The sequence below is a fragment of the Gammaproteobacteria bacterium genome, from assembly GCA_028819075.1.
In the GTDB taxonomy this organism is placed as follows: domain Bacteria; phylum Gemmatimonadota; class Gemmatimonadetes; order Longimicrobiales; family Gaopeijiaceae; genus BD2-11.
The window spans coordinates 92,656-119,217 of the sequence record JAPPMM010000049.1 but is presented as its reverse complement, the minus strand read 5'-3'; the positions used below and the strand labels follow the sequence as shown (position 1 = coordinate 119,217).

At 66.6% G+C, this 26,562-nt stretch carries 19 protein-coding genes and 2 pseudogenes; 17 read left to right on the top strand and 4 right to left on the bottom strand.

The window, feature by feature from the left end:
• Window positions 1-243: 243 nt before the first annotated feature.
• From OXU32_13610 to OXU32_13585, 6 genes are all read left to right on the top strand, one after another.
• Complete coding sequence (locus OXU32_13610) at window positions 244-2,670, top strand: DUF1592 domain-containing protein (protein ID MDE0074988.1); 2,427 nt, start codon at window positions 244-246, stop codon at window positions 2,668-2,670.
• A 31-nt stretch (window positions 2,671-2,701) separates the two neighbouring features.
• Window positions 2,702-4,129, top strand: a complete 1,428-nt coding sequence (locus tag OXU32_13605; GenBank protein ID MDE0074987.1) for a DUF1552 domain-containing protein — start codon at window positions 2,702-2,704, stop codon at window positions 4,127-4,129.
• A gap of 113 nt (window positions 4,130-4,242) precedes the next feature.
• Entirely contained in the window at window positions 4,243-5,958 is a 1,716-nt protein-coding gene (locus OXU32_13600) for an ankyrin repeat domain-containing protein (GenBank protein MDE0074986.1), read from the top strand.
• Between the two features lie 31 nt (window positions 5,959-5,989).
• Window positions 5,990-8,479 (top strand): DUF1592 domain-containing protein, encoded by a 2,490-nt coding sequence (locus tag OXU32_13595; GenBank protein MDE0074985.1) that lies wholly within the window; start codon window positions 5,990-5,992, stop codon window positions 8,477-8,479.
• A gap of 84 nt (window positions 8,480-8,563) precedes the next feature.
• On the top strand, window positions 8,564-9,997 hold the full coding sequence (locus tag OXU32_13590) for a DUF1552 domain-containing protein (protein MDE0074984.1): 1,434 nt from the start codon (window positions 8,564-8,566) through the stop codon (window positions 9,995-9,997).
• Window positions 9,997-11,790: an ankyrin repeat domain-containing protein gene (locus tag OXU32_13585; protein MDE0074983.1), complete on the top strand. Its 1,794-nt coding sequence runs from the start codon at window positions 9,997-9,999 to the stop codon at window positions 11,788-11,790. The genes OXU32_13590 and OXU32_13585 overlap by 1 nt, the downstream gene beginning before the upstream one ends.
• Before the next feature lie 15 nt (window positions 11,791-11,805).
• On the opposite strand, the gene OXU32_13580 is transcribed toward OXU32_13585, so the two are convergent.
• Window positions 11,806-13,212 carry a PQQ-dependent sugar dehydrogenase gene (locus OXU32_13580; GenBank protein ID MDE0074982.1) on the bottom strand — a complete coding sequence of 469 codons (1,407 nt, stop codon included), beginning with the start codon at window positions 13,210-13,212 and terminating at the stop codon, window positions 11,806-11,808.
• A gap of 44 nt (window positions 13,213-13,256) precedes the next feature.
• Window positions 13,257-13,640, bottom strand: a complete 384-nt coding sequence (locus OXU32_13575) for a hypothetical protein (protein MDE0074981.1) — start codon at window positions 13,638-13,640, stop codon at window positions 13,257-13,259.
• Window positions 13,641-13,878: 238 nt separating this feature from the next.
• Between OXU32_13575 and OXU32_13570 the strand changes: the two genes are divergently transcribed.
• Both OXU32_13570 and OXU32_13565 read left to right on the top strand, forming a co-directional pair.
• Complete coding sequence (locus tag OXU32_13570) at window positions 13,879-14,130, top strand: zinc ribbon domain-containing protein (protein ID MDE0074980.1); 252 nt, start codon at window positions 13,879-13,881, stop codon at window positions 14,128-14,130.
• Window positions 14,131-14,175: 45 nt separating this feature from the next.
• The gene (locus OXU32_13565) at window positions 14,176-14,598 is read left to right on the top strand and encodes a c-type cytochrome (protein MDE0074979.1); all 423 of its coding nucleotides are present in this window, start codon (window positions 14,176-14,178) and stop codon (window positions 14,596-14,598) included.
• 149 nt (window positions 14,599-14,747) lie between these two features.
• On the opposite strand, the gene OXU32_13560 is transcribed toward OXU32_13565, so the two are convergent.
• The gene (locus OXU32_13560; GenBank protein ID MDE0074978.1) at window positions 14,748-15,401 is read right to left on the bottom strand and encodes a hypothetical protein; all 654 of its coding nucleotides are present in this window, start codon (window positions 15,399-15,401) and stop codon (window positions 14,748-14,750) included.
• A 242-nt stretch (window positions 15,402-15,643) separates the two neighbouring features.
• Here OXU32_13560 and OXU32_13555 point away from each other — a divergent pair, with 242 nt between their 5' ends.
• The 9 genes and pseudogenes from OXU32_13555 (at window position 15,644) to OXU32_13515 (ending at window position 25,113) form a co-directional block, all read left to right on the top strand.
• Window positions 15,644-16,063: a hypothetical protein gene (locus tag OXU32_13555; protein MDE0074977.1), complete on the top strand. Its 420-nt coding sequence runs from the start codon at window positions 15,644-15,646 to the stop codon at window positions 16,061-16,063.
• A gap of 281 nt (window positions 16,064-16,344) precedes the next feature.
• A complete protein-coding gene (locus OXU32_13550; GenBank protein ID MDE0074976.1) occupies window positions 16,345-17,427 on the top strand; it encodes a hypothetical protein in 1,083 nt (360 codons plus the stop codon).
• Window positions 17,428-17,429: 2 nt separating this feature from the next.
• Window positions 17,430-18,029, top strand: a complete 600-nt coding sequence (locus tag OXU32_13545) for a hypothetical protein (protein ID MDE0074975.1) — start codon at window positions 17,430-17,432, stop codon at window positions 18,027-18,029.
• 74 nt (window positions 18,030-18,103) lie between these two features.
• Window positions 18,104-18,343 (top strand): annotated as a pseudogene (locus tag OXU32_13540) (helix-turn-helix domain-containing protein).
• A 132-nt stretch (window positions 18,344-18,475) separates the two neighbouring features.
• Window positions 18,476-18,730: pseudogene (locus tag OXU32_13535) on the top strand (IS630 family transposase).
• Between the two features lie 286 nt (window positions 18,731-19,016).
• Window positions 19,017-21,743 carry a TonB-dependent receptor gene (locus tag OXU32_13530; GenBank protein ID MDE0074974.1) on the top strand — a complete coding sequence of 909 codons (2,727 nt, stop codon included), beginning with the start codon at window positions 19,017-19,019 and terminating at the stop codon, window positions 21,741-21,743.
• Window positions 21,744-21,758: 15 nt separating this feature from the next.
• Entirely contained in the window at window positions 21,759-23,186 is a 1,428-nt protein-coding gene (locus OXU32_13525; GenBank protein ID MDE0074973.1) for a RagB/SusD family nutrient uptake outer membrane protein, read from the top strand.
• A gap of 12 nt (window positions 23,187-23,198) precedes the next feature.
• On the top strand, window positions 23,199-23,678 hold the full coding sequence (locus tag OXU32_13520) for a hypothetical protein (protein MDE0074972.1): 480 nt from the start codon (window positions 23,199-23,201) through the stop codon (window positions 23,676-23,678).
• A gap of 232 nt (window positions 23,679-23,910) precedes the next feature.
• Entirely contained in the window at window positions 23,911-25,113 is a 1,203-nt protein-coding gene (locus OXU32_13515; protein MDE0074971.1) for a carboxypeptidase regulatory-like domain-containing protein, read from the top strand.
• Window positions 25,114-25,206: 93 nt separating this feature from the next.
• On the opposite strand, the gene OXU32_13510 is transcribed toward OXU32_13515, so the two are convergent.
• Window positions 25,207-26,487: an ATP-binding protein gene (locus OXU32_13510; GenBank protein MDE0074970.1), complete on the bottom strand. Its 1,281-nt coding sequence runs from the start codon at window positions 26,485-26,487 to the stop codon at window positions 25,207-25,209.
• Between the last annotated feature and the right edge of the window lie 75 nt (window positions 26,488-26,562).

The window sequence follows — 26,562 nt, the reverse complement described above, 5'->3', positions numbered from 1 at the left end:
AGGCACGAAACGAGGAGAAGCGCACACGCGCACGACCTGCGAACGAATTGGTTGAACATCCTGCACCCGCCTCTCTGTTTTCCGGCCCGCGCATGGTGGCGAACCCGTCTGTGGAAACCTATGTTAGTCGTAGGAAATTGTCTGCATCTCCGACCTGCGAGATCAGGCCGGTCCGACTGGGTGGTTTGCGTCGTCCGGGCGGGCCGGCCTGGTGGCGCATGTCCGCGATCCGGAGGCCACGGAATGAATGCACTCTCTGGCGCCACGGCCGTCCTGGGCGTCGCCCTGATGATCGGGGCGAGCGGAAGCGGCTTGTTCACGGACGCCCCTCCCGCTCCGGCACCACCCGCGGACCACGCGGCCGCCGACTCCGACCTCCCCGCCGCCACCCTCACCGAGGTTGTGGCCCGGTACTGCCAGGTCTGCCATAACGACGCGCTCCTGACCGGCAACATGACCCTGTCCGGCTTCCAGGTTGAGGCGGCCGCGCAGAGGGCCGAGACGGCCGAGCGCATGATCCGCAAGCTGCGTGCCGGCATGATGCCCCCGCCCGGCATGCCCCGTCCCGCCGGCGACACCCTGCTGGCCCTGGCCGAGACGCTCGAAAACACCATAGACGATGCCGCGCGCCGCAACCCCAACCCCGGGGGGCGCACCTTCCAGCGCCTCAACCGGGCGGAATACGCGCAGTCGGTGAAGGACCTGCTCGGCCTCGACATCGACGCCGGCGAGTACCTTCCTCTGGACACCAAGAGCGCCAACTTCGACAACATCGCCGACGTGCAGATGCTCTCGCCGACGCTGCTCGAAGCGTACCTCAACGCGGCCAGCGAGATCAGCCGGCTGGCGATCGGAGACCGCGAGGCCTCGCCGCGGGAGGTGGCCTACAAGGTCGAGAAGCGCGCATCGCAGCTCGTCCACGTGGAGGGCACGCCATACGGGTCGCGTGGCGGCATCGCCATCAACCACACCTTCCCGGCGGACGGGGAATACGTGTTCTGGATGCAGTTCCACGGCGTGGGCGGCAGGGCGACCGGCGAGAAGATCGAGGTCTCCTTCGACGGCGAGCGGGTGGCCCTCCTGGACGTGAACCTGCGCGGAGGAACGGAGAACGAGCAGCAGGGCCGGGAGATGGTCACCGACCCCATCTTCGTGCGCGCCGGTCCCCGCAGCGTTTCCGCCTCGTTCGTCAGGACCTTCGAGGGGCCGGTGGAGGAAGTGCGCGCGCCTCTCGGCCGCGCCGTCAACAGCGGCTGGCCCGACCTGGCGCTCACCACGGTGCCGCACCTGCGCGAGTTCGCGGTGCGTGGCCCCAACAACGTTACGGGCGTATCGGAGACGCCGAGCCGGCAGAAGATCTTCAGTTGCCGTCCAACCTCTCCGGAAGAGGCGCCCACGTGCGCCCGCAGCATCTTCTCGCGCCTGGCCACCGACGCCTACCGGCGTCCCGCCACCGAGAGCGACATCGCCGACCTGATGGCCTTCTACGAGATCGGAGCCGATGAGGGAGGTTTCGAACGCGGCATTCGCTTCGCGCTTCAGGCGCTGCTGGCCAGCCCGCACTTCGTCTTCCGCTTCGAGGAGCCGCCCTCGGGCACGCGCGCCGGCGAGCAATACGAGCTCGACGGGGCCGCCGTCGCCTCGCGGCTGTCCTTCTTCCTCTGGGGCTCTCCTCCGGATGACGAGCTGATGGAGGCGGCGCGCCGCGGGAGGCTCGACGACGAGGATGAACTCGAGCGACAGGTGCAGCGCATGCTGGCGGATCCCCGCTCCGAAGCGCTCTCGACCCGCTTCGCATCGCAGTGGCTGCGCCTGCAGGACCTGGACAAGGTGGCGCCGGACATCTACACCTTCCCATACTTCGATCTGACGCTGTCGGACGCGATGAGGCGCGAGACGGAACTCTTCTTCCAGAATCTGGTGCAGGAGGACCGCAGCCTGCTCGAAATCCTCACCGCGGACTACACCTTCGTGAACGAGCGGCTCGCCGCCCACTACGGCATCCCCGATGTCGCAGGCAACAGCTTCCGGCGCGTCGCGTACCCGGACGACCGCCGCAGCGGGCTCCTCGGGCAGGGCAGCATCCTCATGCTCACCTCGATGGCGAACCGCACGTCGCCCGTGCTGCGCGGCAAGTGGGTCATGGAAGTGCTTCTGGACTCCCCGCCTCCGCCTCCTCCGCCCGACGTTCCGGCGCTCGAGGCCACCGAAGGCACCGAGGAGGGCAAGGTCCTGACCACGCGCGAGCGCATGGAGAAGCATCGGGCCAGCCCGGTGTGCCAGGCCTGCCACCAGTTCATGGATCCCATCGGGCTGGCGCTCGACAACTTCGACGTGACCGGGGAGTGGCGGGTGCGCGAGTACGGGATGCCGCTCGACACCCGCGGCACCTTCTACGACGGAACCACCGTGGCGAGCCCGGGCGACCTGCGCGACGTGCTCCTCAAACGCCCCATTCCGATCGTGCGCGCCTTTGCCAAGAACCTGATGGCGTACGCGCTCGGGCGCCGCGTCATGCATTACGACCAGCCTGCGATCCGCGAGATCACGCGCGAGGCGGAGGCCAACGACTACCGGATGTCGTCGTTCATACTGGGCGTGGTCCAGAGCGACGCATTCTCCATGAAGCGTACGGATGCGCTCCTCACGGAGGAGACGTCATCCAACTGAAGAAGGGCTGAACGTCCTGGGAGGCAAACTGATGAACTTCCTCACCGGCAAACACATCCACCGGCGTACCTTCCTGCGCGGGATGGGCGGATCCCTCGCGCTCCCGCTCCTGGACGCCATGGTGCCCGCGGGCGCGGGATGGGCCCGGGCTTCGGCCAACCTGGAGAAGACCCGCTTCATCGCCGTCGAGATCGTGCACGGCGCCTCCGGGTGCACGGAGTGGGGAGCGACCCAGAACCTGTGGTCGCCCGCGAAGACCGGCCGCGACTTCGACCTGAGCCCCACGGCCATGAAGTCGCTCGCCCCCTTCCAGGACTACCTCACCATCGTGAGCAACACGGACGTGCGCATGGCGGACGCCTACACCTCGCCCGAGATCGGCGGGGATCACTTCCGCTCGAGCGCGACCTTCCTCACCCAGGCGCACGCGAAACAGACCGAGGGATCGGACGTCTTCGTGGGAACGTCGATGGACCAGTTGTTCGCGCAGCGCTTCGGCCAGGAGACGCCCATTCCATCGATGCAACTCTGCATCGAGAACGTGGATCAGGCGGGCGGATGCGCCTACGGCTACGCCTGCGTATACACCGACACCCTGAGCTGGGCCTCCCCCACCGAGCCGCTGCCGATGATCCGCGACCCGCGGGTGGCCTTCGACATGCTCTTCGGAGCGGGCGGAACCCCCGAGGCGCGCGCCGAGCGGCGGCAGGCCAACCGCAGCATCCTGGACTGGATCGCGGGCGAGGTGGCCGAGCTGAGGATGGTGCTGGCCGGCGAGGACCGGGTGCGGCTGGAGCAGTACCTGGACAACGTGCGCGAACTCGAGCGCCGCATTCAGATGATCGAGGAGCAGAACGCGAGCGGCCAGGAGCGGGCGCTGCCGGAAGCCCCGGCGGGCGTCCCCGACTCCTTCACCGAGCATCTGCAGCTCATGTTCGACCTGCAGGTGCTGGCCTTCCAGACCGACATGACCCGGGTCTTCACCCTGAAGCTCTCGCGCGACGCCACCAACCGGGTGTATCCGGAGAGCGGCCTGGATCTGCCGTTCCATCCCACGTCGCACCACGGCAACAACCACGAGGAGATCCTCAAGTTCCAGCAGTTCAACGAGTTCTTCACGGGTCAGATGCTGTACCTGCTGGAGAAGATGGACGAGTCGATGGACGGGGACGCGAGCCTGCTCGACCGCAGCATGGTGCTGTACGGATCGCCCATGGGCGACCCCAACGTCCACAACCACCGGCGGGTGCCCATGTTCCTCGCCGGCAAGGCCAACGGCCAGCTCGAGGGCAACCTGCACCTGCACGCCCCCGACGACACGCCCATGGCCAACGTGATGCTCACCATGCTGCACAAGCTTGGGCTGGACGACCTGGAGGACTTCGGGGACAGCACCGGCGAATTCGCACTGTCGCTGCCAGCGGTGGCGGCCGCCGACGCAAGCAGCTCCAGCAGATAGGCGGACGCGAGGGCGACCGTCGAGACTCACGTATTCGAGGATATGACGCGCACACTGGAGAGCAGATGAGAGAGAGGATGCGCGAAAAGGGAATGAAAGCGGGAGCGGGGAGAATGGATACGCGAAGGCCCGGGGCGCTCGTGGCCGCCCTGGTCCTGGCCCTCCTGGTTTCGGCGGCGACGCCGCCGGACTCGCCGGTCGCAGACGCGGCCATGCGCGGCGATCAAGGGTCGGTGCGCGCGCTGCTCCAGCAGGGGGCCGACGTCAACGCCGCCCAGGGCGACGGCATGACCGCGCTCCACTGGGCGGCCGACCGCGGCGACCTCGAAATGGCCCGCATGCTCGTCTACGCGGGCGCCGGCCTGGAGGCGGTGACCCGCATGGCCGAGTACACGCCACTGCACCTGGCCAGCCGGGCGGGCCACGGGGCGGTGGTGCGCGCCCTGCTCGAGGCGGGGAGCGACCCGGCGGCGCCTACCGGCAGCGGCGGCGCCACCGCGCTGCACCTGGCGGCCGCCGCGGGTGATGCGGAAGCGGTCGCCGCGCTCATCGAGCACGGGGCCGACGTGGACGCGCGCGAGCAGCGGGCCGAGCAGACGCCGCTCATCTTCGCCGCGGCGCAGAACCGGGTGGAGGCGATCCGGGCGCTGATCGCGGGAGGGGCCGACCCGTCGCTCGCCACCACGGTGGTGGATATGGTCGAGCTGGAGGAGTCGCTCCGCGGCGGCGAACAGGACCGAGTGCGCCAGCAGATCAACGCCCAGCTCGCCGCCAGGGCGGCGCAGGAACAGAAGGAAGAGGGCGAAGAGGAAGAGAAGCCGGCCGAGGCGCCCAAGCCCCTCTCCATGGGGCAGCAGGTCGGGCACATGGGCGGCATGACCGCCCTGCTGCACGCGGCGCGCCAGGGTCACGCCGGGGCCGTCGAGGCGCTTCTCGACGCAGGCAGCGACATCGATCAGGTCAGCGCGGACGGGACCACGCCCATCTTCATCGCCGCCCTGAACGGCCACTTCGACATGGCCCTCGCGCTGCTGGAGCGCGGCGCCGACCCGAACCTGGCCAACCACGCGGGCGGCACGCCCCTCTTCGCCACCATCAACCAGCAGTGGATCCCCAAGACCGGGTACGCCCAGCCCAACGTTCACCTCCAGCAGCACGCCACCCACATGGAGGTCATGGAGGCGCTCCTGCGGGCGGGGGCCGACCCGAACACGCGGCTCTCCAAGCGGCTCTGGTTCACCCAGTACGGCGGGAGCATCCTGAGCGTCAACATGATCGGCGCAACGCCCTTCTGGCGCGCCTCCTACGCGGCCGACGTCGCAGCGATGCGGCTGCTGGTCGCGTACGGGGCCGACCACCGCGTGCCGACGCAGCGACCGCCTCCGCGCCGCCGCATCGCCTGGGACGAGGATCCGGGCGCGGACAAGTCGGGGATTCCCGCAGTGCCGGTCGGCGGCCCGGGCATCTATCCCATTCACGCGGCTTCCGGTGTCGGCTACGGGCAGGGGTTCGCGGCCAACGCCCACCGCCACGCGCCCGACGGCTGGATGCCCGCGATGCGCTACCTGGTGGATGAGTTGGGGGCGGACGTGAACGTGCGTGATCACGACGCCTACAACGCGCTGCATCACGCGGCTTCCCGCGGAGACACCGAGATGATCCGCTTCCTGGTGGAACGCGGCGCGGACGTGATGGCGATCAGCCGCATCGGCCAGACGACCGCCGACATGGCTAACGGGCCCTACCAGCGCACCACGCCCTATCCGGACGCGATCGCGCTGCTGGAGTCGTTCGGTTCCCTGAACAACAACAACTGCCAGTCCTGCTGAAGACGCAGCGGCATCCAACGGGCGAAGCACGGTGAAAAACGTCACGACTGTCGGACTGCTGGGCCTGATATCGGTTGTACTGGGAACCTTCGGAGACCTCGACACGGTCACCGACACCGGTGTGTCCCCGGGCCGGGCCGCGTTGGACGGAGCTTCCCACGCGCCGGTTGCGGACTTCGCCCACACCTCCATCGCGCCAGCCACCCTTACCGCCGTGGTGCAGCGCTACTGCCAGGTGTGCCACAACGACGCGCTCCTGACGGGCAATCTTTCGCTCGCCGGGTTCGACGTGGAGCAGGCGCCGTCGCGGCCCGAGACCGCGGAGAAGATGATCCTCAAGCTGCGTGCGGGGATGATGCCTCCCCCCGGGATGCCCCGGCCCGCGGGCGACACCCTCGTGGCGCTGGTGGAGGAGCTGGAGGCGAGGATGGACGCGGCCGCGCGCGAGGCGCCCAACCCCGGCGGACGCACCTTCCAACGGCTCAACCAGGCCGAGTACGCAAGGTCGATCGAGGACCTCCTGAACCTGCGCATCGACGCCGGTGACTATCTGCCGCCCGACACCAAGAGCGCGAACTTCGACAACATCTCCGAGGCGCAGCTGCTCTCGCCCACGCTCCTCGACGCGTACATGAACGCGGCCAACCAGATCAGCCGCCTGGCCATCGGCAACCCCGGCGCCCAGCCCGCCGAGCGGACCTACACGGTCTCCGGCTACGTCTCCCAGAGCGAGCGGGTGCCCGGGGCGCCCTACGGCACGCGCGGCGGCGTGAGCGTGGTTCACCACTTCCCCGCTGACGGCACCTACCAGTTCCGCATCGTCTTCGAGCACACCACCACGGGCGAGGGCTTCTTCGGCCAGATCGCCCGCTTCGAGCAGCTCGAGGTCTCGATCAACGGCGAGCGGGTGGCGCTGCTGGACGTGGACCAGTGGATGCACATTTCCGATCCGGAAGGCATCTCCATGCGCACGGATCCGGTCTTCGTGCGCGCCGGGCCGCAGCGGGTGACCGCGGCGTTCGTCAAGCGCACGGAGGGACCGGTGGAAGACCTCATGTCGCCCCACGAATGGTCGCTGGCGGACCGGCACACGGGCATCAGCGGCTACGGGTTGACGCTGCTTCCACACCTTCGGGACCTGGTGATCGGCGGGCCCATCGACGCGTCCGGCGTCTCGGAGACCCCGAGCCGTCAACGGATCTTCACCTGCCGCCCCGAGTTGGCGCAGGAGAGCGAGAGCTGCGCGCGCAGCATCCTGACGGAGCTTGCCGGCAAGGCGTACCGCCGGCCCCTGCTCGAGCGCGACATCGCGCCGCTCATGGCCTTCTACCGCACCGGCGAGGCGGAGGGCGGCTTCGAGGCGGGCATCGGCGCCGCGCTGACGGCCATCCTGGCGAGCCCGCACTTCGTGTTCCGCATGGAGGAGGCGCCGGCCGACATCCAGCCGGGCGAGACCTTCCGGATCGGCGACGTGGATCTGGCTTCGCGGCTGTCCTTCTTCCTCTGGGGCACGCCCCCGGACGACGAGCTGATGGCGCTGGCGCGGGAAGGCGCGCTTTCACGGGACCAGGTCCTGGAAGCACAGGTGCGGCGCATGCTGGCCGATCCGCGCGCGGCTTCCCTGGGACCCCGGTTCGCGGGCCAGTGGCTGCGCCTGCAGGATCTGGAGCTGGTTCGCCCCGACCAGTTCTGGTTCCCCGACTACGACCAGCAGCTCGCCGACGCCATGCTGCGCGAGACCGAGCTGTTCTTCAACCACCTGGTCGAGGCAGACAGGAGCGTTCTCGATCTGTACGACGCCGACTACACCTTCGTGAACGAGCGCCTGGCGCGGCACTACGGCATCCCCAGGGTGCTGGGCAGCCAGTTCCGGCAGGTGGCGTATCCCGGCGCCGAGCGGCGGGGCGTGCTGGGTCACGGGAGCATCCTCACCCTGACCTCGGTGGCGAACCGCACCTCGCCGGTGCTGCGCGGGAAGTGGGTCATGGAGGTCCTTCTGGGGACGCCTCCGCCCCCTCCGCCGCCGGGCATCCCGGACCTCGAGGAGACCGAGGACTCGGAAGGCGGACGCATGCTCACCACCCGGGAGCGCATGGAGAAGCACCGTGCCAACCCGGCGTGCAACGCCTGCCACCAGTTCATGGATCCCATCGGGCTGGCGCTGGACAACTACGACGTGACCGGGAAGTGGCGCATCCGCGAGCACGGCATGCCGCTCGACACGCGGGGCACCTTCTACGACGGCAGCACGGTCGCGAGCCCCGACGACCTGCGCGAGGCGCTCCTGCGGCGGCCGGAACCGCTCATCCGTACGTTTACGGCGAACCTGATGACGTACGCGCTGGGCCGCCGGACCGAGTACTACGATCAGCCCGCCATCCGCGCCATCGTGGCGGAGGCGGCGGAAGAGGAATACAGGATGTCGTCCTTCATTGCGGGCGTGGTGAAGAGCGACGCCTTCAGATCCAAGAGGGTACCCGAGGCGCTGGCGGAGAGCGCCCCGCAGCCGCCCGACCGGTAGGCGCGCCGGCAGCCGGAGGCGGAAGACGCACCCGGCTGCCCTGCCCACCCCCGAGCGGCGACGAACCATCCGAGGAGAGTGGAGATGCACTTCATCACCGGGACACACATCCCCCGTCGTACCTTCCTGCGCGGAGCCGGCGCGACCGTCGCCCTGCCCTTCCTGGACGCCATGATCCCCGCCGGGGGCGTCTGGTCACGGCGCGCGGCGGCCGAACCCGCCACCCGCCTGGTCGCCATCGAGATGGTGCACGGAGCGGCGGGCTGCAACGAGTGGGGCGCCACCCAGTACCTGTGGTCTCCCGAGGCGACCGGCCGCAACTTCGACCTCTCCTCCAGTTCGCTGCTTCCGCTGGAGCCCTACCGCGACCGCCTCACCATCATCAGCAACACCGACGTGCGGATGGCCGAGGCCAGGATGCCCCACGAGATCGGCGGCGACCACTTCCGTTCGAGCGCCGTCTTCCTGACGCAGGCCCATCCACGGCAGACGCGGGGCTCGGACGTCTATGTCGGCACGTCGATGGACCAGATCCACGCGCAGCGCTTCGGGCAGGACACGCCGATCCCCTCGATGCAGCTCTGCATCGAGAACGTGGACCAGTCGGGGGGGTGCGCGTACGGGTACTCGTGCGTCTATACCGACACCATCAGCTGGGCCTCGTCCACCGAGCCGCTTCCCATGATCCGTGACCCGCGGGTGGCGTTCGAGATGCTGTTCGGGGCCGGAGGCACGCCCGAGGAGCGCGCCGCGCGCAGACGGACCGACGGGAGCATTCTCGACTGGATCGCCGGGGAGGTCGCGTATCTCAGGCGAGCGCTTGCGCAGGACGACCAGCAGCGCCTGGATCGCTACCTGGAGAACGTCCGCGAGCTGGAGCGGAGAATCGAGGGCATCGAGAACCGCAACACCAGCGGAGAGCCGCGCGAGTTGCCCGAGGCGCCGGCCGGAGTCCCGGACTCCTTCACCGAGCACATGCAGCTCATGTTCGACATCCAGGTGCTGGCCTTCGCGTCCGACGTCACGCGCGTGTTCTCCTTCAAGACGGGCCGTGACGCGTCTTCGCGGGTCTACACCGAGAGCGGCATCGACAAGGCCTTCCACCCGGCCTCGCATCACGGGGGCAACGAGGAGGCGATTCTCGACTTCGCCCGCATCAACACCTTCCAGGCGGGGCAGCTTCCGTATCTCCTGCAGAAGCTGGAGGAGACGACGGAGGGCGACGCCACGCTGCTCGACAAGACCATGGTCATCTACGGCTCGCCGATGGCGGACGGGAACCTGCACAACCATCGCCGCTGTCCGCTCATCGTGCTGGGCGGCGCGAACGGGCGCCATGAAGGCGGGCTGCACCTGAAGGCTCCGGACGGCACCCCGATGGCCAACGTGATGTTGAGCATGCTGCACGCCCTGGGGCACGACGACAGGGACAGCTTCGGCGACAGCACGGGCGAGTTCCGGTTGAGCTACCCGGCGGTGGCGACCGACGCTGCCGGTCCCTCCGGCGGGAGCCGGTAGTGCGCGCACCGCAGATTGCCCCGCTGCGGAGACGGGGGTTCCGGCTGAGCGCAGGAGTTGTCGCGCTTCTGCTGTGGGCCGCCCCCGCCGCCGACTCGCCGGTGGCGGACGCGGCCATGCGGGGAGACGCGGACGCCGTGGAGGCACTGATCGCCCGGGGCGCCGACGTGAACCTCCCCCAGGGCGACGGCATGACCGCGCTGCACTGGGCCTCGGAGCGGGCCGACGCCGCCCTGCTGCGCGTCCTGTTGGACGCCGGGGCCACCGTCGACGCCGTCACCCGTATCGGTGACTACACCCCGCTGCACCTCGCCGCCAAAGCGGGGAGCGCCGGCGCCGTGGAGGCGCTGCTGGAAGCGGGGAGCGACCCCCTTGCGGTGACCGCGACCGGCGCCGTGACGGCCATGCACTTCGCGGCCGGAGCCGGCAGCGCGGATGCGGTGGCCGCCCTCGCCCGCCACGGCGCCGAAGTCGATGCCCGAGAGTCGGAGCGGGCACAGACGCCGCTCATGTTCGCCGCGGCCAACGACCGGGTTGAGGCGGTGCGGGCGTTGTTGGCGCTGGGGGCCGACCTCACGCTCCGCACCCGGGTCGTGGACATCGTGGACCTCGCGGCCGTCGACCGGGAGGCGGGGGAGGCGCGGGACGAAGTGCTGGAGGGGTTCCGGGCGCAGACCGAGGACCCGCGCTCCTGGCGGCCCACGCCCGAGCAGGTGCAGGCCGCGGTGCGGGCCGGCCACGAGGTGCAGACCTCGAGGTCCCAGGCCGCATCCGAACAGGAAGAGGCGGAAGTAGCCCCGGACGCCTTTCCCGGATACACGGGGCTGGTGGGTGCCCAGGGCGGGATGACGGCGCTCCTGCACGCGGTTCGCGAGGGGCACGTGGAGACGGCCCGGGCGCTGCTGGACGCGGGCGCGGACATCAACGGCGCGAGCGGCGGCGACCACACCAGCCCGCTGCTCATGGCGACCATCAACGGTCACTTCGACCTGGCCATGACTCTCCTCGGCCGGGGAGCCGATCCACGCACCGCCAGCGACGCCGGGGCGACACCGTTGTTCGCCACCATCAACGCCTACTGGGTCCCGAAGTCGCGCTATCCTCAGCAACAGGCCTATCAGCAGCAGCAGATCACCTACCTGGAGCTGATGGAGGCGCTGCTCGAAGCCGGTGCCGATCCCAACGCGCGCCTGACCCGGCACCTGTGGTACATGTCCTACACCTTCGACCTGTTGCGGGTGGACACCCAGGGCGCCACCCCCTTCTGGCGGGCCGCCTACGGGACCGACGTGGAGGCCATGAAGCTGCTCGTGTCGTACGGCGCCGATCCGTCGATCCCTACCATGAAGCCCCCCGAGCGGCGCAGGCGCGGTGCGGACACCGAGGATCCCTCCGGGCTGCCGCCGGCCCCGGTGGGAGGCCCCGGGGTGTACCCGATTCACGCCGCCTCGGGCGTGGGCTACGGGGAGGGCTACGCGGGCAACTCGCACCGGCACGCCCCGAACGGCTGGCTGCCCTCCGTCAGATACCTGGTCGAGGAACTGGGGGTCGATGTGAACGCCCGCGACCACAACGGTTACAACGCCCTCCATCACGCCGCCGCGAGAGGGGACGTGGAGTTGATCCGCTATCTCGCGGACCGGGGAGCCGACGTGATGGCGGTCAGCCGCCGGGGTCAGACCACCGCGGACATGGCGAACGGCCCGGTGCAGCGCATCCAGCCCTTCCCCGAGGCGCTGGCACTGCTGGAGAGCCTGGGCGCGCACAACAACGACAACTGCCTGTCCTGCTGAGGATCAAGTCAGGCGTCAGGGCACCAGCAGGCGAATGACGCCGTCCCGCTTGTTGAGCAGCAGCGCCTGACCGTCGGGCCCTGAACCGAAGCGCAGGTCCGCCCGGGTCGCGGCCTCGCGCCCCTGTGAGGCGTTCGTCTCTCGGATCACCTGAAGCAGCGTCTTCGTCTGGCCGCCGTCGTTGAGCAGGACTCTCCGGATCGGCTCCTGCCCCCCGTCCGGAAGCTCATCGGCGCTGATGTAGAAGATCTCGCCGCTCGGGTTGTCGCCGAACAGGACGAGACCGGTGAGCTGGGGGATCGCCCCGTAGCGGTAGACGTGGACGCCGGTTGCGGCCGACTGCCTCTGGAGCAGCGGATCCAGCTGGCCGTATTCCGCGACCGGATACCGGAACGCCGGGTCGCCGCGCGGATTCTCGAGGCGGACTTCTTGGCGGCTCACGAACCTGAAGCTGCCCTCCCAGACGTTCCACCCCAGGTTGTCGCCCGCTTCCACCAGGCTCAGCTCCTCCACGATGTTCTGGCCGATGTCGGCCATGAACATGTTGCCGGTCTCCGGATCCCAGGCGAAGCGCTGTGGATTGCGGGCGCCGTACGCGTAGATCTCACCGAGGGTGTCGTCGGATCCGTCGCCGGCGAAGGGATTGTCGGCGGGGATGCCGTATTGCCCGTTGGCGCTGTTCGACCCGAGGGGATCGATCCGCAGGATCTTCCCGAACGCCGAGCCCAGGTCCTGTGAGAGGTTCAACGGGTCGCCGCCGCTCCCGCCGTCCGCAGACCCGACGTACAGCATCCCGAAGTCGGGGTCTCCGACCGACGCGGTCGGATTGAAGGCGAGTTGGCCGCCGTTGTGGTTGCCGAAAGGCTGCTGCTGCCGGAGGAGTTCGCGGGGCGCGCCACCGTCGTAGGTCGCCGCTCCGGGGTCGCGCGTGACCCATTCATGCAGGACCGTGTCGTGGGAGTCGTTGCCGCCCGCGGGCGTGAAGTCGGGAGGGGGATCCGTGTTCTCGGTGTCGGTCCAAGTGTAGAAGCGGCCGAATCCCGGGCTTCCCGGCTCTCCGAACTGCGGATGGAAGGCGAAGCTCTGGAACCCCCTCTCGCCCCCGCGCGAGTGGACGCCGATCCCCCAACGCGGATCGTTGATGTCCAGGTATTGCCGAACCGCTTCGCCGCCGTAGCCAACCGCGTAGAGCGGGCCGCGCATGTCGTTTACGAACATGCGACCCGTGCCGGGCTCGTCGACGAGGAGCATCATCCTGGCGGGCGCCCCGTCGACATCGGGCAGCCGCGCGAACTCCACGAAGTCCACCACGATCACGCCCTCGGTGGTCTCGATCGGGCGGGGGAAAGGGTCGTTGGTACCCTGGGCCGCCGCCGGCGCAGCGACGAGCGCGGCCGCGATCACCTTCCCGAGCGCGCTCATCCCTTGAACCCTCCCCTCCGGGGTACCCGATGATGTCCTGCCGATCAGGCCCCGCCCATCTCCTCCAGCAACCGCTCGAACTCCTCGCGCCGCTCCTGGTCCAGGCTGACCTCGAGGGTGAAGAGCTGGTACTCCTCCTCGGACATCCCGTGGCTCTCGTAGATCTCCGCGAGCCTCCGGTCCATCTCTGAGCGCAGCTCCTCCTTGCCGGGATCGTCGTGGACCACGGCAATTGCCTGGTTGAACTCCTCGCGGGCTTCAACCACCTCGATATGGACCTGAACGAAGAGCAGGAACCGTTCGTCGCTCGCAGCGGGCGCCGGCGCTTCCTCCTCCTGTTGAGCGTGGAGCGTCGAGGGCCCGAGGATGAACAGAGAGGCAAGCGCCAGCAGACCACCCGGAACCGTGAGTCTCGGGGCCGTTCTCATCGCGATACTCTCCTTCCGGCTACGCCTTTTTTCAGGCACGGATACATGTCGAACGGGGTACGAGGCGACAAGGCTTTCATGCCCCTGCCGACGCGACCGACGTACTATATTATCTTGTCTGGACTTGTCCGGAAACAAGCCCCGGTTGCGTTGACTGCGGCGGATGATGATCTTGGGGCCGAACCGTTCCGTGCATGGACGGCGATGCCAGCGATGAGGCCGCGATTGGAGTGAGGCCATGCCCGTCTACGAGTACGTTTGCAACGATTGCGGGCGGCAGTTCGAGGTTCTGCTGCTGAGGCAGGAGACCGCGGCCTGCCCCTCATGCGAGAGCGCCGACCTGAAGCGGCTTCTGTCCGTACCCAAGGTCAAGTCTTCTTCGACACATGAGTTGGCGATGCGCGCCGCGAAGAAGCGTGACCAGGCCCAGGCCTGGGAGCGGGTTAACGAACAGCGCAAATACGAGGAGAGTCACGACCGGCACGGCTGAACCTGCCCGGTCCGGGGCGCGAGCCAAGGCCCCACGAGAGTTACCGTGAACCGAAGAGGAGTAGAGATGATCGCGAATGGAAAATGGGGCCTCGTCGCCGCGGGCATGCTGGTGATGGCCGCTGCCGTGCCGGCTACCGAGTCCGGCATTCCGCAGGCTCTGCCGGAAGGCGTGACTGAAGAGATGGTGGAAGAAGGCAGGGCGCTCTTTGCGAGCGACGCGCTGTGCTTCACCTGCCACGCGACTGGCGAGGGAGTCCCGAACCTGGGACCCAACCTGACCGACGACACCTGGCTCAACATCGAGGATCCCACTTCCTACGACCAGTTTGTGGAACTGATCAACACGGGTGTCCCGATGCCCAAGGAGCACATGATCCCCATGGTGCCGCGGGCGGGCAGCCCCATCAACGACGAGCAGGTCCGGGCCGTCGCGGCGTTCGTCTGGACGCTGGCGAACGGAAGCTAGACCACACCCTGCGGGTACACACGCGACCCGCACGAATTAGAAAGGCCCGCCGCCTCTTCAGCCTGGAAGGGGCGGCGGGCCTTCTCTGTTGCCCGGCGCGTGACCTGCGTCACCCGCAGGGCGCGTGTTTCAGCGAGTGAGGGTCGGGGTCAGCGCCCCATGCCCTCGCCGCGCTTCATGAAGCCCATGTGAGCGTTGGCCTGCTCGAGGCCGCCCTCGCCTTCCTGCCAGCCCACGCGACCGTCGCCGTTGGCGTCGAGCCCGGAGACGAGCTGACCGGCCACTTCCGCCATCTCCTCGACCAGAGGCGCGGCGGCATCGGCGGACTCGGCTTCCTGGATCTGGGCAGCCAGTTCGAGAATGCGGTCCGCCCTCGCGACCGTATTGTTGGCCGACGTGGCGACGTGGTTCGAGTGGGTGCGGATGTTGTCGGTCGCGCCTTCGGAGTCGGCGGCCATGGAGATGTGGCGGGCCGCTCCCGTCGCAGCCTGCTTCACGCCATAGCCGGCGCCCGGGCCGTTCTCCACGACGGTGGGATCGACGGCATGCTGGACGTGGCCGGTGTGACGCTTCATGGCGTCGAGGCTGGTCAGGTCACGCGCGGCCAGGCCCGCGTGCATGGCCGCGACCTCGGCCTCGGCGATGGCGGCGGGAAGCAGTCCCATCCCGTCGGGGGTGCCGCGGAACCCGTCCGCGACGTGTCCCATGTGAGCGTGTGCTGGGCTGTCCTGGGCGGCCGCGTCAGTCGCGAAACCGACCACGGCGAGCGCCATCAGGGCGATGGTGAATGGGTGTGCGCGCATGGAGTACCTCCGTGAAGAATGAAGGGGATGAATCTTCTGGTGAACCTGTGCAAGACTTCCTGAAACCGGCGGCTTTCCCCGACGATTCCCGTCGCCGGAGACACCTGCAGAGAAATTGCATGTCCCGGCGTTGACAGGCAAGCAAGAGCGTTGTCCGACGACAAGTGAGCATGAGCGTGCGATTGATTTCCAACGACAAGTGAGCATGAAGCGGGGTGCGGGCAGATCATGGGAGCATGATCATGACATTTCGCACCAACCGGATTCGCACCCTCGACGAGGTCCGCGCCTTCCTGGAAGGAAATGAGGCGACCGACATCACCCTACACGACCGCCAGCAGGCCTACGCGTTCATCGAGCGCACCCTGGTCCGGTTTCGCTACCACTTCGGCTTGTCCCGCGCCGGCAAAGCCCGCCTTCACGGCCACTCTGAGGCTCGCCGCGTTCTCCGGAACGACTGCGCTCGTGAAGCTCGAGGTGGCCCGCAGAGCCCGGAGGAGGATGTGGAGGCCAGCACCGGCACTCCGGGGCTGGTGGTGGAGGAAGCGTCTGAGGCGCTTGGGCACCGAGAGCACGAACTGGCGCACCGGGACGTTGGGGGGAGACGTGATCCACCAGGTGGGCGCGTCGCTTCGCGCACGGCTCGGCAGATTATTGCTTGACTCGTGGACCTCGGCTAAACTTGATGAGTGTCAACGCCTCGTCTGCCCAGCCGACGCTCGAAGCGAGGAGGTCTTCGGTCCCGGAAGCCCTGAGCCCGGCTGGTGCCTGCGGCCTCGAGCAATCGACTAGACTGACAGGTCGGCGGCGAGGGAGCGTCGCGATCGGGCGGCGGCCGCATCCCCGAATCATGTCTCGCCCGGCCTCGTCTGCCGGGCGTTGTCTATCTGGACCGTCGGTCAGGAATCGACCCGTCCAACGTACAGCTGGTTCGAGCCGACACATGTTCAAGACCGGCTACATCGTGAGCCCGCGCGGCGATATGCTCTGGTTCTTGGGCTTACCATTCATCGCCGTCTTGATCGCGTTGGGCTTCCAGGCCTGGCTCCCGTATGTGGCGGTAGCATCCATCAACCTGTGGATCACGATTCCTCACCACTACGCCGGGTGGGTGCGCGCGTACGGTGTGCCAGAAGAGCTGGCGCGCTTCAAGGACCGCCTCATCATCGGTCCGATGGTGATCGTCGCCTTCACGGCCGTCGGGCTCACCTGGGCCCCGATCACGATGCTTCTGCTGGTCACGGCGTGGGACCACCAGCACAGCATCATGCAGCAGCATGGCTTCAGCCGCATCTACGACTTCAAGGCCGGGGCCGGCATGCCGTCCACCGGACGATGGGACCTGACGCTGCACTGGGTCCTGTACTCCACCATGTTCCTCAACGCGCCGATGTTCAGGCACTTGTGGATCCGCGAGCTGCACCGGATGCAGCTCCCGGTGTCCGTCGATTTCGTTGAGATTCTCCTGAAGGTCAGCTGGGTCGTGTTCGGGACCTACCTCGCTTTCTACGCTTGGCACGTCTGGAGGACCGCGGCCGCTGGCCACCAGGTCAACCCCATCAAGTACGCCTTCATCGGGTCCAGCTATTTCCTCTGGTATTTTGCCGCCTGGCACACGAATTCGATCCTCCTGTACGCCGTGGCGCACCGGATCATGCACGGCGTCCAGTACATGGTGATCGTGTATTTCTTCCTTCGAAGGAAGTCCGAGCACGGCACCTCACAGCCGGGGTTCTGGAGTCGCGTGGTGGGACAGGGGAGACTGAAGTGGTTTCTGCTGGGGGGGGGCGCATACGCACTCATCGTTCAGCTGCTCATCAACCGCCCGTTGGACGAGTTTGGATTCGGTGTCGTGAACTTCGCCGCCTATCCGGCCATCGAGCAGTTCAATATCGCCGGGCTGGACTACTCGGCCGGGTACGCGCTCTTCGCCGAAACGATGATCGCCGCCTTCGCGCTGACCCATTATTACGTGGATTCCTTCATCTGGAAGGTGCGGGACAAGAACGTTCAGAAGGGGCTGTAGCCATGTGGTACCAGCGATACCGCCTGTTGCTCGTCATATACGGGATTTGCCTCGTCGTGGGCGTCCGCGAGTACCTGATCTCGCGCGGCACCGCCCCGCCGGGCTGGTTCAGCGAGGAGGGGCGCGAGCTCACGGAGGTCATCGCGCGAGTCAATCCTCGCGAGTCCGACACGGAGTTCCTGGAAAGCATGCAGGCGCTTTGGGGCGGAGACCTGGATGGGTTCGAGCGGCTCCTCCAGGAAGCACTGGCAAAGGATCCCAAGCACGACAACATGATGCTGCGCTTCCATGCGCAGCACCTGATCGATACAGGAGCGAACTGGCTGGACGTGAATCAGGCCCTGAACCGGTGGAGGCTCAACCATCCGTTCGACCCCGAGCCCATCAACTATTACATGGACCGTGGTCCGCGTACGGAGCTCGAACTCACCGCGATGGAGGACGCGCTCGAACGGGTTCGCTGGATCGACCGGGTCAGGCTGGAGCCCATCGGCCGCGCGGGTGCAGAGCCGCCCTGGCGTGCCATCATCGTCTTCCGCCACGGGGTCGTAGCCGATGTTCGCGACGTGATGAGCGCCGTGAACCTGGTTCGGCCGAACTAGACTCCCTTGAACCTACGGACAACAACTGGAAACGAGAGTCGCCAAGCCTAGTGTAGTGCCGCATAAGTCCATGCATGCCTGCACTGCTAAGGATTCGATTGCGACCCGGGGACCGCAAGGAGCTCGAGGGCTGGGTTCGAGCCCGCACGACCCCGCAGCGGCGCGTGGAGCGCGCTCGGATCGTCCTGGGCTCGACCGGCGGGTTGTCGGGCCGAGCTCTGGCCCGCCAGATCGGCGTCTCGCTGCCGACGGTGCAGCGATGGCTGGACCGGTATGACGAGGAGGGTCTCCCGGGGCTCGAAGACCGGGCCCCCCGGCCGGCCGCGAAGCAGGATCACGGCCGAACTGGAGGCCGAGGTCGTGCGCCGCACGCTCGAGGAGAAGCCGTCGCGCGGGACGCACTGGTGCATGGGGCTGCACCACAGCCAGATGGGACGGATGTGGGGCACCCCCGCGTGCACTTCCACTTCGTGCCCACCTCGGCATCGTGGCTGAACCTCGTCGAGCGCTTCTTTTCCGACCTCACGCAGCGCTAGCTCAAGCGCCTCGCGGTCCACAGCCTCGGCCAGCTCGTGCACGCGATCACCAGCTATATCAACGACCGCAACCGTGCCCCGAAACCCTTCGTCTGGACCGCCACCGTGAAAGACATCCTGGCAAAGGTCACTCGTGCCAACACCGCTTTAGCGGCACTACACTAGCTGCCCATTGCGCAAGCAGGCTAGGGCTTGACACAGCACACTGATCCCAACGTGTGTTGCCGTCGGAGGCTTGGCGGGGGCAGTCCGCTTGCGTTGCTGTGAATCGGCTGCTAATCTCCCCTGACAGCGCTTCAGTTATTTGGGATTCCTGAGGATAAGGAGGCACCCATGAGGGCGCTATTCGTATTCGTCTCGCTTGTCTCCATCCTGGTCGCCACGTCGGCAGCAGCGCAGACCGTGGGTAGCATCACGGGACTCGTCACCAGCTCGCGCACGCTGGAGGCCGGTGAACGCAGTACAGGTGTATATCCCCACGCTTCAGGTGGGAGCTCTCGCCCAAGAGAACGGCCGCTATCTGCTCGTGAATGTCCCGGCCGGGACGCACGTCCTGAGAACCGAGCGCATCGGATTTCGGCCAGTCGAACAGGAAGTCACGGTGGTGGCCGGCCAGGCGGTCGAGGCGAACTTCATCTTGGATGAGGACGCCCTGGCACTGGACGAGATCATCGTCACAGGCACCGCCGGGCAGGCGCGGCGGCGCGAGGTGGGCAACACCGTCGCTCAAATCAACATCGCCGAGGTCGCTGAACCAGTGGCGAATGTCGACAACCTTATCCAGGCCCGTGCCCCCGGCGTCCTCATCGCGGGACAGTCGGGTTCATCGGGTTCGGGCTCGCAGATCCGTCTGAGGGGCAACGTCAGCGTCGCGCTGAGCAACAATCCCCTCATCTATGTCGACAACGTGCGCATCAAGAGTGAGCCGTACTCCCTGGGGGCCAGGAGTCGGCAGAACCGTCCGGCCACCTCGGGTAGCCCCCTCAACGACATCAACCCGGCAGACATCGAGCGGATCGAGATCATCAAGGGGGCCGCGGCGACGACGTTGTACGGCACCGAGGCGGCCGCGGGAGTGATTCAGATATTCACCAAGAGGGGCTCGACAGGTGCCCCCGTCTGGGCGGCCCAGATGGACCAGGGCTTCAACTATTTCCGCCCTTGGAACAAGGGCGACAGGGAGCCGTTCAACTTCCACGAGCCCGTGCTGCGCAACGGCTGGCGTCAGCGCTACTCGGCCTCCGTGCAGGGGGGTCAGGGTCAGCTCGGGTATTTCCTCTCCGCCTCGATGCTCGACAGTGACGGGGGGATCGAGACCGACAAGGAGGAGTCGTGGAGTGTACGGGGCAATGCGAGCTTCAGGCCTCTGGAGAATCTGATCCTTCAGTTCAACAGCTCGATGATGTCCCAGGACGTTGTGAACACCCGGCAAGGGAACAACGTCACCGGTACCGTCATGGTCACCAACCAGGAGTACTGGGGCCCCACATCGCGGGATGAAGCGACACTTCGGACGATGCTCGACCGAATCGCTCCTCGGAGCACTCGTCGCTTCATCAGCGGACTGACCGCCCAGTACGATCCTATTCCCAACTGGTCCAACCGCCTGACCGTCGGCTACGACCTTGCCGACCTACGAGGGGAGTTCGAGATACCCTACGGCTGGCGCTTCGCGGACGCCGAGAAGGGCAGCCGGGAGCGACAGGTCAACCAAACCGTCACTAAGAGCTTCGACTTCGTCAGCTCGCTGACGTGGGACCTGGCCTCGGAGTGGCGGTCCACAATGTCGGTGGGCGCGCAGGGCGTGGAAACCGACGAGCAGGACGTCAGGGCCGAAGGGTTCGACTTCCCTGGGCCGGGCGAATTCACGGTGTCGAGCACGGCCCGTCGCAGCGCGGCAGAGAGCAGGCTACGCGTCATCACGGGGGGGTTCTTCCTACAAAACCTCTTGGACTTTCGGGACCGCTACTTCTTGACGTTGGGTCTACGCGTCGACGGCAACAGCGCGTTCGGCCAGTCGTTCGGGCTACAGCCATACCCGAAGGCCAGCCTTTCCTATGTCCTATCGGACGAGGACTTCTGGCCAAGCGACTTCGCTGACGTGAAGCTGCGTGCGGCATACGGGCACGCGGGTCGTGCTCCCGGGGCTTTTGACGCCGTGCGTACGTGGGATCCGGTCGGCTACGGCCTCAACCGTCCGGCACTCCTTCCGGAGAATCTCGGGAACGCTGATCTGGGCCCCGAGCGCACTGCTGAGATCGAGCTCGGGTTCGATGCCGCGTTCCTGAACGGGCGGCTGAGGTTCGACTACACCTACTACAGCCAGACGACTTCGGACGCGCTCTTCGCGGTTCAGGAACCCTTGTCCAACGGCGACTGGAGCCCCCAGCTCAAGAACGTGGGCAAGATGAAGAACTGGGGTCATGAGCTGCTGATAGACGCCGAGGTGCTGAACTACCAGACGTTCGGTTGGAACGTAGGCCTGATGGCCTCGACGAACCACAGCGAAGTCTTGAGCCTGGGAGGCTCACCTCGTTTCGCTCCAGCCAGCACGGTTCGCTACCAGGCGTGGATCGAGGAGGGCCAACCCGTGCCCGTGATCAGAACCAATTGGGTCACGAATTACTGGGAGAAGGCCAAGCCGATCTACGCAGACGACACGATCATGGGTCCGCACTGGCCCACGCTCAGCCTATCGCCGAACATGACGCTCAGGCTCCCGGGGGACATTCTGCTCTCGGGGCGAGGTGAATACCAGGGTGGCTTCTGGATCAACAACATCGCGGAGACGGCGGCTCTGGGGAGAGGGCTGGACATGGTGATGTGCTGGGACGCGCACGATAAGTTCGACTCGGGCCAGGAGGAGGAGCTTTACGCCTGGGAATGGGCCAAGTGCATCGAGAGCGGCGTGTACGGCAAGTTCGTCAACCCCGGCGATTACTTCGAGCTGCGTGACATCAGCCTCACTGTACCCGTCGGCCGCTTCGTCCCGGGGACCAGCTCGGCGATGCTCACAGTGTCCAGCCGCAACCTCTGGTACTGGACGAAGAGGGAGCTCAGGACCGGTCACCCGGAAAGCCTCGAGGTCCAGATCAACGGCAGCCCCATCATCAGGCAGATTGGGGAGCAACTCCCACCGTCGTCGAGCTTCGTGATCTCACTCCGAGCAACCTTCTAAGCGGGGAGCGATCCCATGACTACGAGAAATCACAGGGGGGTTTCGCTTCCCGGCTGCGTGGCCGCGGCGACGTTGTTGGTCTGTCTGGGCCTGTCAGGATGCGACTTCGACGTGATCAATCCCGGGCCCCTGCAGGACAGTGCTACGGACGACCCCGGAGCTTGGCTGGCACTGGTGAACGGCATCGAGCGCGCGCTCGCAAACGGGTTCGAGGATTTCGCCGAGAGCGGCGACGCGCGGGCCCGTCAGATCCAGCCTGCGGGCGACACGAATCTCAATCACGAGTACGAGATCGGCAGCGCCGGTTCGCCTGGATCCCCGGTCGACATTGGGGACCAGGAAGCCGGATTCGGGGAGCTGCAACAGGCTCGTTGGGTGGGCGAGCAGGCCATCGAGCGTGTGGAGGCCGTTCTCGGCTCTGCGGCGTCCTCCAACGAGCTGCTGGCCCAGATGTACCTCTGGACCGGTTACGCGAACCGGATCCTGGGCGAGTACATGTGCCACGCCGTCTTTAACGGTGGACCACCGGAGGACTACAAGACGCATTTGACTCGCGCCATCGGCCAGTTTACCTCGGCGGCGAATATCGCGACCGCGGGCAGCGATGTGCAGATGGCTGCGTACGGCGGGAGGGCGTCCACGCACCTGCACCTCCAGAACTACGCGGAGGCGGAGGCGGACGCGCAGCGGATTCCCATGGGCTTCGAGTGGGGCGTCCACTACTACAGCGAGAACTCTCCGAGCTGGTATTGGGTCACGCAGATATCCGGTGCCGCCGTGCGAGGCATCACCACTTGGATGACTCTCTTCGACGAGTACTACCTGGACACCGGCGATCCGCGCGCCGCGTGGGGCTTCGACCCCAACTACCCCACCGGCGAGACGCCCAGGCCTCTGACCTGGGGGGACGTCCCCTTCCAGTATCCGCTGAAGTTCTTCGTGCCCAGAACGCCGGCGGCCTACACGGACTTCGACTCCCGGGACGGGACGGCGATGCGCAATCTCACGATCCCTGTGACGAGCTACCGTGAGATGCAGCTCATCATCGCGGAGGTGGGCCTTGAACTTAGGAGTGACTGGCAGACCGCGAGGGACATCATCAACAGCCGCAGGGCCGAGCTGATCACCGAGAACACGAGCGTACACGGTGGCGGCCACGAGGGTGGCACGCCGCTCGAACCCTTCCCGATTACCGATCTGGAGTCGGCCTGGAAGTGGCTCAAGCGAGAGCGGGCCATAGAGATGTGGATGGAGGGGAGACGCATCGGGGATCTGCGCCGCTGGAGGGAGCAGGGCACGCCGGGCGAGCTACACCCCCTGGAGTTTATCCCGGAGGAGGTCGCGCAACGGCACGGCGTGAGTCGGGAGCAGGACGTTTGCATCCCGATTCCGCAGCGTGAGATTGAAACGAATAACAATATTGCCGATAACTTCCGCGGCTGAAGGTAGGCGACGATGGCTGCAAGGATCGGCTCAAAGCTGGTCTCGGTTATACTCGCGGTGGGTTGCTTTGCGGCGAGTTCGGGCTGTCACTCTTATCGGGCGATCGCCCCTGACGCGGCTTCACCTGGCACTACGGTTCGCGCACACCTGACCCCTCCCGGAGTGGCGCGCCTTACGGTCAGCCTGGGCGATGCTCGAAGCACCGTCGAGGGACAAGTGGTCGAAGCCGCAGGGAGGCAGTTACACCTGCTCTCGCGGCACGAGTCGACGAATCGGTTTGAGAACGGCTTGGGATCGCCGTACCTACAACAGCGGATCATCATCGGACGGGATGAGATCCAAGGCATAGAGGAACGGGTCCTCGACCGGAGGAAGACCGCAGCCGTGACGACTGTCCTCGTTGGAGCGCTCACCGGTTTGTTCGTGCACTTCATGTGGGGCGACAGCAAGGGAGGAATACTCGATGAAACAGGTGACGAGGTGATATACTAGATCGTGCCTTAGAGCTACCTCCCCGACAACCTCTTCCGCGCGCAGGTACCCTTCCTGCGAAGGGTATTCCGGCTTCTGGCTGGCCCGTGACGAGCTATGTTATGATTTAGTAATGGACTGTCTTGCAAGCGATTGTCCCCTGATGAGGACGTGGGCCCTCGTTTCGCGACGCCCCCTGGGGCGGTCTCGCTCTGGGACAATCGCGCCGAACCGTCGGCCTCGAACGGGGCGCGTGCGCACCAACGCCGCCTGTGTCTTGTCCATCCTGCTATCAGCGCTCCCCCTGCAACTCAGCTCCCAGGAGACCGGCTCGATCTCGGGACGGGTGGTCGACGTCGAGACGCGTGTTCCAGTGGCTGACGCGGTCGTCCAGCTCCGGGCGTCGGGAGCGGCGGCGCTGAGCGATGAGCAAGGACGCTACCAGTTATCTGACGTCCCGGCAGGTCCCCAGGTCGTGCTCGTCGAGCATGTGGCCTACGGGCAGTACCTGCACGCTGTCGTCGTGGAGGACGGGATCGAACTTCGTCTCAACCTTCGGCTGAAGACAACGGCTATTCCACTGGACCCCCTCCTCGTCGAGGGACGGAGCGAGCTCGAAGAGCGGCGACAGAGCACGGGCCACTCCATGAATGAGATCTCGAGAGAGGAGATCGACGAAGCCTCCAGGCGGGGCCTGAGCCTCACGGATCTGCTGAGACAGGGTATGCTGGGCACCGTGGTGCGCGGTGGGGGCGCCTCGGGGGACTGCGTGGCGTACCGTGCAGTCGCGAGCGGCATGATCTGCCGTGAAGTCGCGGTCTATGTCGATGGAGTCCAGGTATCGAGCCCCAGTCTCCTGTTCCCCACCATGCCGCTCAGTGATATCGAGCGTCTCGAGATGCTTTCCGCGGCGGAGGCCGGAGCCCGTTACGGCCTCTCTGGTGGATGGGGAGTCCTGCTCGTCGAGACCCGCTCCGGGAAACGTCAGATGACTGCGGCCCGAGCGGCACAGCCGGCAGCCGATTGGTCGGAAGAATCGAAGCCGTACCCCTGGAAGCGGGTCTTCACCAGCTCGCTGGTGGGGAGTTCGGCAGGGCTGGGATTAGGTCTGATCGCGGTGAACCGATGCCTGCAGCTGAAGGAGTCCGGCCTGCTCGAGGTCGACACGAGGTGTAATGGCCTCACGACGTACGGTTCGAGCTTCCTCGCTCTCGGGCTTCCAAGCCTCGTCGGCGGGTTTGCCGCCAGGTGGGCTGGGGCAACCGAACGGTCTCGGGGGAGGCTCTTACCGGCGGCCTTCATGGGTGGGCTCTCGGTCGTCGCGGGCTACCTCCTCGTCGTCGGGGCCGAGAGGGACGCCTCCACCTCGTCCCAGGTGGCAGGTGTGGTGCTGCTGACGGTGGGCACACCACTATTGACCACGGTCTCGGACCGCGTTTTCAGGGCGCTGCGCTGAGCAGGTTGCCTATCCAAAACGCCGATTCGGCGATGGAGCCGTCCGCCCTGCCGCGATGGGTCGTCGAGGACGCAGACTGCGGCTAACCGGGCCTCAGAAAGCACCCCAGAGGCAGCTCACGGGCAATGCATACCGGCGGTTGCCGAAGGATAGTTTTCGTTCGCCGAAATAGAAGAGAATCGACGTCAACGTTCGCGTCCTGCCTGGGCCCTGGGTAGCGAACCAATCCAGATGCTTGAAGTCGGCCCGGCGCGCCGCGGACGATGCCTTGACCTCCATGGCGACGATGTTAAACGCACTCTCCGCGAGTATGTCGATCTCGCGCCCACGCTGGTCGCGCCAGTGGTGGAATCGGAAGTCGTTTTCCTGATGCGCCGCCGAGCGGATGATCTCCGCGAAGACGAAGCTCTCCGCCAGGCCGCCGAGCGCGGCGGGGTGGCCATCGATCCCGAACGAACGTGTGGTGAGATGTCTGAGAGCCGCCGCCATCCCGGTATCGACGAAGTGATACTTGGCGTTCTTGATCTCGCGGCCGGACTCTCCGGAGGTCCAAGCACCCAGCTTTACGATCAGCGACAGCCGCAGGAGCACGTCAAGGTATTGGTTGACCGTGCCTCGCCGCACTCCGATGAGCGAGCACAGCTCCGCGATGTTGAGTTCCGATGCGGTGCGGATGGCCAACTGGTCGATCAGACGCCTCAAGGCGTCCGTCTTGCGGACCCGAACGATGTCGGCGACATCGCGGTCCACGATCGTATGGACGTAGTCGCGGTAGATCTTCTGCCGCCCGCGGCGTTTGAGATTCCGGATTCCGGGGTAGCCGCCCCGCAGGATCATATCGATGTAGGCCTGTCGGCTGAGGACTCGCGGGGCCGGCAGTTCTCCCAGGTCCGGCGCTCTCGAGATCGCCCAGTCGAGGATCGTCGAGGGGCCGCGCGACATCGTTTCGGCCACGGTCATCGGCCACAACCGCAGCGTCAGGAGCCGGCCGGCAAGCGAGTCCGTTACGTGGGACGTGGTGAAGATGTTGGATGACCCGGTGATGACGAACTGCCCCGGAAGGTCACTGAGGTCCACGATTCGCTTGATGGCCAGCGGGAGTTGGGTGGAGCGTTGGGCTTCGTCGATGATCAGCGGCGCATCCTCGAGGTCGGCGCGCAAGGCTCGCAGCTCTTCCCAGGGATCGTTCTCGATTGCCTCGAGCGTCGTGGCGTCGTCGAGCGTGATGAATCTTCCGGCGCGCATGATGTCCCGAACGAGCGTTGTTTTTCCGGTCTGACGGGCACCCGTGATGTTCACCACGCGCGAGCAGGTCAGCGCGTCCTCCAGTTCGGCGGTGAGATGTCTTGGCAGAATCCTGTGCTCGGGAGACATGAAATCCGTCGTCACTGGCGAGAGGAGGGCTGCGGCCCAGGTGGGAATGCCGGTTGGGATCCGGTGAAAAACCGG

Excerpts from the sequence above, each read along its gene's own strand:
- OXU32_13545 (MDE0074975.1), top strand. The coding sequence starts at position 17,430 with ATGTGGTACCAGCGATACCGCCTGTTGCTCGTCATATACGGGATTTGC.
- OXU32_13550 (MDE0074976.1), top strand. The coding sequence starts at position 16,345 with ATGTTCAAGACCGGCTACATCGTGAGCCCGCGCGGCGATATGCTCTGG.
- OXU32_13560 (MDE0074978.1), bottom strand. The coding sequence starts at position 15,401 with ATGCGCGCACACCCATTCACCATCGCCCTGATGGCGCTCGCCGTGGTC.
- OXU32_13580 (MDE0074982.1), bottom strand. The coding sequence starts at position 13,212 with ATGAGCGCGCTCGGGAAGGTGATCGCGGCCGCGCTCGTCGCTGCGCCG.
- OXU32_13520 (MDE0074972.1), top strand. The coding sequence starts at position 23,199 with ATGGCTGCAAGGATCGGCTCAAAGCTGGTCTCGGTTATACTCGCGGTG.
- OXU32_13610 (MDE0074988.1), top strand. The coding sequence starts at position 244 with ATGAATGCACTCTCTGGCGCCACGGCCGTCCTGGGCGTCGCCCTGATG.
- OXU32_13590 (MDE0074984.1), top strand. The coding sequence starts at position 8,564 with ATGCACTTCATCACCGGGACACACATCCCCCGTCGTACCTTCCTGCGC.
- OXU32_13570 (MDE0074980.1), top strand. The coding sequence starts at position 13,879 with ATGCCCGTCTACGAGTACGTTTGCAACGATTGCGGGCGGCAGTTCGAG.
- OXU32_13525 (MDE0074973.1), top strand. The coding sequence starts at position 21,759 with ATGACTACGAGAAATCACAGGGGGGTTTCGCTTCCCGGCTGCGTGGCC.
- OXU32_13555 (MDE0074977.1), top strand. The coding sequence starts at position 15,644 with ATGACATTTCGCACCAACCGGATTCGCACCCTCGACGAGGTCCGCGCC.
- OXU32_13600 (MDE0074986.1), top strand. The coding sequence starts at position 4,243 with ATGGATACGCGAAGGCCCGGGGCGCTCGTGGCCGCCCTGGTCCTGGCC.
- OXU32_13575 (MDE0074981.1), bottom strand. The coding sequence starts at position 13,640 with ATGAGAACGGCCCCGAGACTCACGGTTCCGGGTGGTCTGCTGGCGCTT.
- OXU32_13510 (MDE0074970.1), bottom strand. The coding sequence starts at position 26,487 with ATGTCTCCCGAGCACAGGATTCTGCCAAGACATCTCACCGCCGAACTG.
- OXU32_13605 (MDE0074987.1), top strand. The coding sequence starts at position 2,702 with ATGAACTTCCTCACCGGCAAACACATCCACCGGCGTACCTTCCTGCGC.